The sequence below is a fragment of the Achromobacter sp. Marseille-Q4962 genome (assembly GCF_943737005.1).
Lineage (GTDB): Bacteria > Pseudomonadota > Gammaproteobacteria > Burkholderiales > Burkholderiaceae_B > Achromobacter.
The window spans coordinates 45,525-55,052 of sequence record NZ_CALSFU010000026.1 but is presented as its reverse complement, the minus strand read 5'-3'; the positions used below and the strand labels follow the sequence as shown (position 1 = coordinate 55,052).

Annotated in this window: 9 protein-coding genes; all 9 read left to right on the top strand. The window is 73.4% G+C overall.

The window, feature by feature from the left end:
- Nucleotides 1-698 (top strand): TetR/AcrR family transcriptional regulator (locus tag NGJ44_RS19700; RefSeq protein ID WP_251865315.1); only part of this gene is annotated, 698 nt, incomplete at its 5' end.
- An 11-nt stretch (nt 699-709) separates the two neighbouring features.
- Nucleotides 710-1,675, top strand: a complete 966-nt coding sequence (locus NGJ44_RS19695) for an HlyD family secretion protein (protein ID WP_251865313.1) — start codon at nt 710-712, stop codon at nt 1,673-1,675.
- On the top strand, nt 1,672-2,640 hold the full coding sequence (locus tag NGJ44_RS19690; RefSeq protein WP_251865311.1) for an ABC transporter ATP-binding protein: 969 nt from the start codon (nt 1,672-1,674) through the stop codon (nt 2,638-2,640). The genes NGJ44_RS19695 and NGJ44_RS19690 overlap by 4 nt, the downstream gene beginning before the upstream one ends.
- Entirely contained in the window at nt 2,637-3,782 is a 1,146-nt protein-coding gene (locus tag NGJ44_RS19685) for an ABC transporter permease (RefSeq protein ID WP_251865309.1), read from the top strand. Before NGJ44_RS19690 ends, NGJ44_RS19685 begins: the two co-directional genes overlap by 4 nt.
- 8 nt (nt 3,783-3,790) lie before the next feature.
- Nucleotides 3,791-5,272 (top strand): efflux transporter outer membrane subunit, encoded by a 1,482-nt coding sequence (locus tag NGJ44_RS19680; protein ID WP_251865307.1) that lies wholly within the window; start codon nt 3,791-3,793, stop codon nt 5,270-5,272.
- 177 nt (nt 5,273-5,449) lie between these two features.
- Complete coding sequence (locus NGJ44_RS19675; protein ID WP_251865305.1) at nt 5,450-6,178, top strand: response regulator transcription factor; 729 nt, start codon at nt 5,450-5,452, stop codon at nt 6,176-6,178.
- 66 nt (nt 6,179-6,244) lie between these two features.
- On the top strand, nt 6,245-6,727 hold the full coding sequence (locus tag NGJ44_RS19670) for a YbaK/prolyl-tRNA synthetase associated domain-containing protein (protein WP_251865303.1): 483 nt from the start codon (nt 6,245-6,247) through the stop codon (nt 6,725-6,727).
- Between the two features lie 37 nt (nt 6,728-6,764).
- Entirely contained in the window at nt 6,765-8,720 is a 1,956-nt protein-coding gene (locus tag NGJ44_RS19665; RefSeq protein ID WP_251865301.1) for an FUSC family protein, read from the top strand.
- A 15-nt stretch (nt 8,721-8,735) separates the two neighbouring features.
- Nucleotides 8,736-9,521, top strand: coding sequence for an NRDE family protein (locus tag NGJ44_RS19660; protein WP_251865300.1), 786 nt, complete (start codon nt 8,736-8,738; stop codon nt 9,519-9,521).
- Nucleotides 9,522-9,528 lie beyond the last annotated feature (7 nt).

The window sequence follows — 9,528 nt, the reverse complement described above, 5'->3', positions numbered from 1 at the left end:
CCGCCGCTCCCCGCGCCCGCCGTCCCGGCCGGCCGCCCCGCCCCGACAGCGCCGCCATGCGCGAGCGCCTGCTCGACACGGCCACCGCCCTGTTCGCCGAACAGGGCGTGGCCGCCACCACCATCGCGCACATCGCCGCGCGGGCCGGCGTCACCCCGGCCATGGTGCACTACTACTTCCGCAACCGCGGCCAGCTCATCGACGCCGTGGTGGACGAACGCCTGGCGCCCGTCATCGCCCACGTCTGGGAACCCGTGCCGGCCGACGACGCCGTTACGGCCGACCCCGCCGCGGCGGCGCGCGAGTGTCTCGTCCTGATCGTCCAGCGGCTGGCGCACAGCGCCGCGCAGCGCCCCTGGCTGCCCCCCCTGTGGCTGCACGAAGTGGTCAATGAGGCGGGCCAGTTGCGCGAGCGCGTGCTGCGCCACCTCCCCGCGGCCCGCCTGCACCGGCTCACGGCCCTGATCGAGCAGGGACAGCGCCAGGGCGTTATCCGCCCGGGCGTGGAACCCCGGCTGGCGGTGCTTTCCATCCTGGGCCTGACCCTGCTGCCGCTGGCCACGGCCAACCTCTGGCGCCGGCTGTGGCCGGAGGGCGCGCGGGCCATCGACGCCGACGCCATCGCCGCCCACGCCCTGGCCGTGCTGGCCGGCGGCCTGTTCATCCCGCATCCGCCCGGCGCCGGCGGATCCGCCTGAGGAGACTGACCATGCGCCCCGTTCCCCTCGTCCGCCGCGGCCTGGCCGCGCTGCTGTGCGCCGCCGCGCTCGGATCCTGCGGCGGCGGCGACACGCCCTATTACCAGGGTTACGTCGAAGGCGAGTTTGTCTATGTCGCCTCGCCAGTGGCCGGCCGCCTGGAAACGCTGGCGGTGCGGCGAGGGCAGCAGGTCGCGGCCCGGGCGCCGCTGTATGCGCTGGAGGCCGTCAGCGAAACGGCCGCGCGCGACCAGGCGCGCGCGCAGCGGGATGCCGCGCAGGCGCGCCTGGACGACAGCGCCACCGGCAAGCGTCCCGAGGAGGTTGACGTGAACCGCGCGCGGCTCGCCCAGGCCGAGGCGGCCGCGCAGCGCTCGGCGGCCCAGCTCGTGCGCGACGAAGCGCAGCTCCGCGCCGGCGGCGTTTCCCGTGGGCAGCTCGACGACAGCCGCGCCCAGGCGCGCGCGGACGCGGCGCGCGTGCGCGAGCTGCGCGCGCAGCTACTGGTGGATGCGCTGCCGGGCCGCAGCGCCCTGCGCCGCGCCGAAACCGCCGAAACGCAGGCGGCCGACGCCGCGCTGGCGCAAGCCGAGTGGACCCTGGCCCAGACCCGCGGCGTGGCGCCGGCGGCGGGGCTGGTCTTCGACACGCTGTACCGCCAGGGCGAATGGGTGGCGGCAGGCAGCCCCGTCGTCAGCCTGCTGCCGCCCGGCAACGTCAAGGTGCGGTTCTTCGTGCCCGCCGCGGTGGCGGGCGGCCTGCGCGCCGGCCAGCGCGCCAGCGTGCGCTGCGAAGGCTGCGGCGAGCCGGTGCCGGTGCGCATCGATTACGTGTCCACCCAGGCCGAATACACGCCGCCCGTGATCTACAGCCGCGAAACGCGCGACAAGCTCGTCTATCTGGTAGAGGCCCGGCCCGACCCTGCCGACGCCGCGCGCCTGCACCCCGGCCAGCCCGTGGAGGCCACGCTGCAATGAACGCCGCCGCGCCCTCCCCCGCCACGCCGCACGCCGGCGGCCTGGTCATCGACGTGCGCGGGCTGAACAAGCGCTTCGGCGACAAGCACGTGGTCAATGACGTGTCGCTGCAGGTGCGCGCAGGCGAAATCTTCGGTTTTCTGGGGCCCAACGGCAGCGGCAAGACCACCTGCATCCGGCTCATGTGCGGCCTGCTGACGCCGGACGGCGGCAGCGGCACCTGCCTGGGCTACGACATCCTGCGCGACAGCGCCCGGATCAAGCGCGAGGTGGGCTACATGACCCAGCGTTTTTCGTACTGGGAAGACCTGACCATCCGCGAGAATCTCGACTTCGTGGCGCGCATGTACGGCCTGCCCGACCGCCGCCAGGCGGTGGACAGCGCCCTGGAAGACCTGGGCCTGGCCACCCGGTCCAGCCAGCTCGCCGGCGCGCTGTCGGGCGGCTGGAAGCAACGCATGGCGCTGGCGGCCTGCCTGCTGCACCGCCCCCGCCTGCTGCTGCTCGACGAACCCACGGCCGGGGTGGATCCCACGGCCCGGCGCGATTTCTGGGAAACGCTGCACCAGCTCGCCTCGCAAGGCATATCGGTGCTGGTCAGCACGCACTACATGGACGAGGCCGAGCGCTGCCACAAGCTGGCCTACCTGTCATACGGCCGGCTCCTGGCCCAGGGCACGGCCGAGGAGATCATCGCCGGCGAAGGCCTGGCCACGTGGTCCGTCCGGGGCGCGGACCTGACGGCGCTGGCGCGCGAGCTGCGCGAGGCGCCCGGCGTGGCGCAGACGGTGGCCTTCGGCGCCGCGCTGCACGTCAGCGGATCGGACGCCGCGCTGCTCGAGCGCACGCTGCGCGAGGCGGCGGCCGGGCGTCCGCTCGCGCTGGAGCCCGTCGCAACCAGCCTGGAAGACGTCTTCATCCACATGATGCGGCGCTCGGACGACAACTACGGGAGCCCGGCATGAACGACGCGCAACGGCGGTTTTCCTGGGCGCGCTGGTGGAGCATGGTGCTCAAGGAGTTCCTGCAATTGCGGCGCGACCGCATCACCTTCGCCATGATCGTGGGCATTCCCATCATGCAGCTCGCGCTGTTCGGCTACGCCATCAACACGGACCCGCGCCACATGCCCACGGCCGTGATCGCCGCCGACCAAAGCCCTTTCACGCGCAGTTTCCTGGCCGCCATGCAGGCGTCGGACTATTTCGACATCACCGAATCGCTGCCGGACGAAGAAGCGGGCCGCGCCGCGCTGGCGCAGGGCCGCGTGCTCTTCGTGGTGACCATTCCGCCCGACTTCACCCGCAAGCTGCTGCGCGGCGAGCGGCCCGCGCTGCTCATCGAGGCCGACGCCACCGATCCCATGGCCACCGGCATGGCCATCGGAGCCGCCTCGCAACTGGCGCAGAGCGTGGCCGCCAAGGATCTCACCGGCCCGCTGGCGCGGCTGGCGCAGGGGCCGGCGCCCTTCGAGGTGCGCGTGCACCGGCTCTACAACGAAGAACAGGTTTCGCAATACAACACCGTGCCCGGGCTGATGGGCGTGATCCTCACGCTGACCCTGGTGATGATGACGGGCCTGGCCATGACGCGCGAACGCGAGCGCGGCACCATGGAAAACCTGCTTTCCATGCCGGTGCGGCCGCTGGAGGTAATGACGGGCAAGATCGTGCCCTACATCGCCATCGGCCTGATCCAGGCCACCATCATCCTGCTGGCGGCGCGCTTCGTCTTCCACGTGCCGTTCCAGGGCAGCGTGCTCGCCGTCTACCTGTCGGCGCTGCTCTTCGTGGCCGCCAACCTCACGGTGGGCATCACGCTGTCGTCGCTGGCGCAGAACCAGCTGCAAGCCATGCAGCTCACGATGTTCTATTTCCTGCCCAACCTGCTGCTCTCGGGCTTCATGTTCCCGTTCCAGGGCATGCCGCAATGGGCGCAGCACCTGGGCAACCTGCTGCCGCTGACCTACTTCAACCGCCTGGTGCGCGGCATCCTGCTCAAGGGCAACGGCTGGCCCGACCTCTGGCCCAGCCTCTGGCCGCTGCTCGTCTTCACCGCCGTCGTCATGGCGGCAGCCGTGAAGTTCTACCGCCGCACCCTGGATTGAGGCCCGCCATGCCCCGCCGTCCTTCCTCGTCCGCTCTCCTGCCCCCGGCCCTGCTGGGCGCGGCCGCCCTGCTGGCCGGCTGCGCCGCGGGCCCCGACTTCCAACCGCCCGACGCGCCGGCCGTGGCCGCCTATGCGCGAGGCGCGCCCGAAACCGCGCCGCAAGGGCAGCGCCTGGCTTCCGGCGCCGACATCCCGGCGTTGTGGTGGCGGCTGTACCGCTCGGAGGCGCTGGACGCCCTGGTGCGCGATGCGCTGGCCGCCAGCCCCACGCTGGAAGAGGCGCGCGCCCGCCTGCGGCAGGCGCAGGAAGACCTGAACGCCGAAACCGGCGGACGCATGCTGCCGTCCGTGGACGGCTCGCTCTCCGCCGCGCGCCAGAAGGTGGATCCGTCCGCCTTCGGCGTGCCGGTGGCCGAGCAGCCGGCCCCGTTCACGCTCTACAACGCCTCGATCAGCGTCTCCTACACCCTGGACCTCTTCGGCGCGGACCGCAGGGCGATCGAGGCCGTGGCGGCCCGCGCCGACGCCCGCGCCCACGAGTGGCAGGCGGCGCGCATGACGCTGGCGGCCAATGTGGTCACGGCGGCGATCCGGCGCGCCGAGCTGGACGAACGGCATGCGGCCACCCAGGCCCTGATCGACGCCCAGGCGCGCCAGCGCGACATCCTGGAGCGCCGGCTGCGGGCCGGCGGGGTGTCCGAGGCCGACCTGCGCGCCCAGGAGGTGCTGCTGGCGCAGACCCGGGCCCTGCTGCCGCCCCTGGCCAGCGCCCGCGCGCAGGCCGAGCACCAGTTGGCCGTGTACCTGGGCGTGCCGCCCGCCGCGCTGGCGGCACGGCTGCCGGCGCTGTCGGAGCTGACGCTGCCGGCGGAAGTGCCGCTGGGCGTGCCCTCCGCCCTGACGCGCCAGCGGCCCGACATCCTGGCCGCCGAGGCCCTGTGGCGGCAGGCCTGCGCCGAAGCGGGCGTGGCGGCCGCGCAGCAGTATCCCCAATTCACCCTGACCGCGGGCTTCGGCTCCCAGCGCACCCGCGCCGGCGGCCTGCCCGACGGCGTAAACGTCTGGAACCTGGGCCTGGGCCTGACGCAGCCGCTTTTCCACGGCGGCGAACTGCGGGCGCGCGCCCGCTCCGCCCAGGCCGCCTACGAAGCCGCCGGCGCGCACTACCGGCAAACGGTGCTGGACGGATTCCGGCAGGTGGCCGACGCGCTGCGCGCGCTGCAGGCCGACGGACAGGCCTACCAGGCGCAGGACCAGGCCTGGCGCCGCGCCGCCGACGCCGAGCGCATCGCCCGCGACCGCCTGCGGGCGGGCGGCATCAGCCAGTTCGAGCTGCTGGACGCCCAGCGCCAACTGCTGCAGACGCGCCTGGCCCGGGTGCAGGCCGACGCCGCCCGCTACGCCGATACGGCGGCCTTGCTGCAAGCTCTGGGCGGAGGCTGGTGGAACACCGCCCCGGCGCCCGCCGCGCAGGCCGGCGGTTCCTGACGAACCCGCCGCCGCAGGGCCAGCCGGGCCTCGTCTGGTCTGGTTTTTCAGGCCGCGTTCAGCGGGAAGCAGCCCTAGCTCAAGAATTCGGGTAGGAAAATGGCGTTGAGCGGAGGTTTCGCCGGGACGCGCATGGACGATCATTCGTCTGCGCTTGAGCTGCACAGATACCGATTCATGAATGACCTCCTAGACCTGATCGTTTTTTCTCCCGATCCAGGCCAACGCGCGCGCCGCAGCGAGGCGCTGGCCGGCATGGGGTTTTCGCCCCGGCGCTGCGAAGATTCCACCGGCCTGTTCCGGCTCTTCCAGGCGCGCCGCACCCCGCTCCTGGTCATGGAGGCCGAACTGCAGGACCTTTGCATGGCCGTCGCGGGGCTGCGGGCCATGGACACCACGGCGGGCATCGTCGCCATTTCCGCCTTCGATTCCGCCGAGAACCGCATCCTGGGCCTGCACTGCGGGGCCGACGCCTGCTTCCCTCCCGACGTTGCCACCGCCGAAGTGGCCGCCGCGCTGCAGGCGCTGGTGCGCCGCGTGCCGCCCTCGTCCGGCCGGCGGCTGTCTTCCGAGCCCGAACCGCGTCCCGCGCCCGCCCCGGCCGCGCCGGAGACGGCCGGCAAATGGCAGCTCCAGGATGCCGCCTGGACGCTGGTCAGCCCCGCCGGCGCCCGCCTGCCCCTCACCCAGGCCGAGCGCGATTTCCTGCTGCGGCTGACCCGCGCGGCAGACCGCCGCCTGCCGCGCGGCGACGCCGCCGCGGGCGAGGCGCAGGCCGGCCGCGAATCGGCCCGCCGCACGGACGTGGTCGTCAGCCGGCTGCGCCGCAAGGCGCAGGAACTCAACGTGGACCTGCCCATCCGCACCGTCTGGGGCTGGGGCTACGCCTTCACCGGCGAAATCTGACTCCCGCGGCGTATCATGCGGCTTGCGGGGCGACCGTCCCGCACCCCGCAACCCCACGCCACCGACATGCAAGTCTTTGAACAACTGCAGGCGCTGCTGACCGGCCATGCGGCGCGCTTTCGCCTCATCGAACACCCCGCGGCCGGCAAGTCCGTCGAAGCGGCCGCCGCGCGCGGCACCGAGGTCAGCCAGGGCGCCAAGGCCCTGGTCTGCCGCGTCCGCATTTCCTCCAGCCAGCGCAAGAACGTGCTGGCTGTCTTTCCTGCGGACCAGCAGGCCGACCTGGAAGCCATCGCCCGGGCCGCGGGCGGCAAGAAGGCCTCGCTCGCCTCGCAAGACCTGGCGCGCGAGCTGACCGGCTGCGAAATCGGCGCCATTCCGCCGTTCTCGTTCAACCCGGAGCTTGCGCTCATCGTCGACCCCACGCTGCGCGAGCGGCACGCGGAGATCGTGTTCAACGCGGGCCGGCTGGACGCCTCCATCCTGCTGGACACCGAGGACTACTTCCGCGTGGCCCGGCCCGCCGTCGCGCCGCTGATACGGCGCTAGGCGCCGCAGGCGGCTTCCGCGCAGACAGGCCCAGCCCGTGCCATTGCATCCGAGACGCATCTCGCCGCGCGCCACCAACATGCGCTGGCTCATGAGCCTGGCGCACATGGAACCGGCGCCGGTGTCGCGCGCCGCCGCGGTGCGCGCGGCCCTGGCCATCGGCCTGCCGTCGGCGGCGGGGCTGGCGCTGGACCAGAGTGCGGCGGCCGCCCTGGTCGCGCTGGGCGCCCTGCCTTCCATCACGGGCGACAACGGCGGCCCCTACCGCAATCGCGCCGTGTCCATCGGCTGCACGGTGCTGGGAGGCATGCTGGGCTACGTGCTGGGCGCGCTGCTCTACGGCCAGGGCTGGGCGGGCGGCGTCGCCATGATCGCGCTGGTGCTGGCGGCCAGCCTGATCGGCACGCTGAACAACATCGCGGCGGTGGCCACCCTGCAATTCGCCACCTACGTCATCGTGGGCTCCAGCCTGCCCACGGCGCTGCCGCCGTGGATGCCGGCCCTGCTGGTGGGCGCGGGCGGCCTGTTCGGGCTGGCGCTGACGCTGGCGGGCTGGATCGTCCACCCCACCGCCCCCGAACGCGCCGCCGTCGCGCTGGCCTACCGCAAGCTGGCGGCCATGTACGCGGCTATCGGCACCTCGCGCACCATGATGGCCCGGCGCGACATGGAAACAGCCATGGCCTCGGCCTACGATGCCGTGCTGGCGGCGCGCCGCCGGGCGGCAGGCCCGTCGCCCCGCCTGTCGCGCCTGGCCGCGCAGCTGCAAGCCTGCACGCCGCTCAGCAACGCCGCGCTCGCGCTGGCCCGCGCCGGGCGGGTGCTTCCGGCCGAATGCGCGCGCGCCATGAACCGCATCGCCGACCGCATCGAGAACGGCGCCCCGCCCGCGCCGCAGGCCGAGATCGCCGCTTTGCGCGCGGCCGGCATGCCCCAGCTTGCCGACGCGCTGGCGCACATCGGCCCGCAGCTCGCCGGGGAGGCTTCGGCGCCCGCGGCGGCGGCCGAAGCCTCGATGCCGGCGCCCGCCCCGCGCACGTCCTGGCGCGCCCTGCTGCGGATCTACCGGCCCGGGCCGGTGGCCGCGCGCTACCTGGGCCGCCTGGCGCTGTGTCTGGTGGCCGCCGAGGCCGTGGCCCTTACCGGCCTGCTGCCGCGTTCGTACTGGGTGCCGCTGGTGGTCGTGGTGGTGTTCAAGCCCAATTTCGGCTCGGTGTTCGCGCGCGCCCTGCAAAGCTGCGCCGGCAGCGTGGCCGGCGTGGCCATCAGCGCCACCGTGATGGCGCTGGACCGCAGCGGCGTCGTCAGCCTGGCGGCGCTGACCGCCCTGGCCGCGCTGCTGCCCTGGTCCATCCGCCGCAACTACGGCCTGTTCTCGGCGATCCTGCTGCCCATCCTCATGCTGCTCATCGGCGCCCTGCAGCCGGGCAGCTGGCCCATCGCGCTGGCGCGCTTCATCGACGTGCTGGCGGCCGCCTCCATCGTGATCGTGGTGGGCTACCTGCCCTGGATGCGCCTGGAGCGCCACAATCTGGATCATGCGGTGGCGGCCGCCATGCAGACCCTGGCCGCCTACCTGAACGCAAGCTATCAGGACCGCGCCGCTTCCCGCCTGGCGCTGCGCGCGCAGACCTACGCGCGCCTGTCGGACCTGCGCATCGCCCTGCAACGCGCGCTGTCGGAGCCCCGCCCGGTAAGCCGGCGCGCGCTGGCCTGGTGGCCCGTGGAAGTAGAGCTGGAGCGCGTGGCCAATACGCTTTCCGACACGCTGCCCCCCGCACCCGATGCGGCGCCCGCCCCGTCGGACGTGGCGCGGCTGGCCGGCGCGCTGCAGGAAATGGCCCAGGCCGTCGAACAGGGCCGGCCCGTGCCGACCGGCCCCGCCCCGGTGTCGGCCGCCGCGCTGCGCGAGGCGGCCGCGCGCATCGAAGCCGTGCGCGCGGCGCTGGCCGGCCCCGAGTTCGCCGCCGCGCCCGCGGCCGCGCCCTCCTAGAACAAGGAAACCGATATGTGTCTTGCCGTGCTGGCTTTGCAGGCGGTGCCTGGCATTCCCGTCCTCATTGCCGCCAACCGCGACGAATTCCACGCCCGCCCCACCCTGCCCGCGGCGGCCTGGCCCGATGCGCCCGACATCCATGCCGGCCGCGACGCCCTGGCGGGCGGCACCTGGATGGGCGTCACGCGCAGCGGCCGGTTCGCGCTGGTCACCAATTTCCGCGAACCCGGCCGCCAGATCGCCGGCGCCCCCAGCCGCGGCGCGCTGGTGGAGCGTTTCCTGCGCGGCGGGCAGGCGCCCGGAGACTATCTCTCGGCCCTCCACGGCCGGGCCCAGGACTACAACGGCTTTAACCTCATCGTGGGCGTGGGCGGGCATGCCTGGTATCTCAGTAACCGCGACGGCGTGCCGCGCGCGCTCCCGCCCGGCGTACACGCGCTGTCCAACCATCTGCTGGAAACGCCCTGGCCCAAGCTCGCGCGCACCCGGGCCGCGTTCGAGCGCGTGCTCGCGCAGGGCCCGCAGCCGGATCTGCCCGGACTGTTCGCCGCGCTGTCCGACCGCGACCCCGCGGCCGACGACGAACTGCCGGCCACCGGCCTGCCGCTCGAGCGCGAGCGCCTGCTGAGCAGCCCCTTCATCGTGAGCCCCCTGTACGGCACGCGCAGTTCCACCGTGCTGTCGCTGCACGCCGACGGGCGCGCGCAACTGTTCGAGAAGCGCTATGCGCCCGACGGCACGCAATCCGGCGAAACCGACCTGCGCTTTGCGTGGCGGCCTGGGGCGGACGGCCGGTGAACTCCGG

What these genes read in the sequence shown, in the direction of transcription:
- NGJ44_RS19695 (WP_251865313.1), top strand. Translation starts at nt 710, where the DNA reads ATGCGCCCCGTTCCCCTCGTCCGCCGCGGCCTGGCCGCGCTGCTGTGC.
- NGJ44_RS19690 (WP_251865311.1), top strand. Translation starts at nt 1,672, where the DNA reads ATGAACGCCGCCGCGCCCTCCCCCGCCACGCCGCACGCCGGCGGCCTG.
- NGJ44_RS19685 (WP_251865309.1), top strand. Translation starts at nt 2,637, where the DNA reads ATGAACGACGCGCAACGGCGGTTTTCCTGGGCGCGCTGGTGGAGCATG.
- NGJ44_RS19680 (WP_251865307.1), top strand. Translation starts at nt 3,791, where the DNA reads ATGCCCCGCCGTCCTTCCTCGTCCGCTCTCCTGCCCCCGGCCCTGCTG.
- NGJ44_RS19675 (WP_251865305.1), top strand. Translation starts at nt 5,450, where the DNA reads ATGAATGACCTCCTAGACCTGATCGTTTTTTCTCCCGATCCAGGCCAA.
- NGJ44_RS19670 (WP_251865303.1), top strand. Translation starts at nt 6,245, where the DNA reads ATGCAAGTCTTTGAACAACTGCAGGCGCTGCTGACCGGCCATGCGGCG.
- NGJ44_RS19660 (WP_251865300.1), top strand. Translation starts at nt 8,736, where the DNA reads ATGTGTCTTGCCGTGCTGGCTTTGCAGGCGGTGCCTGGCATTCCCGTC.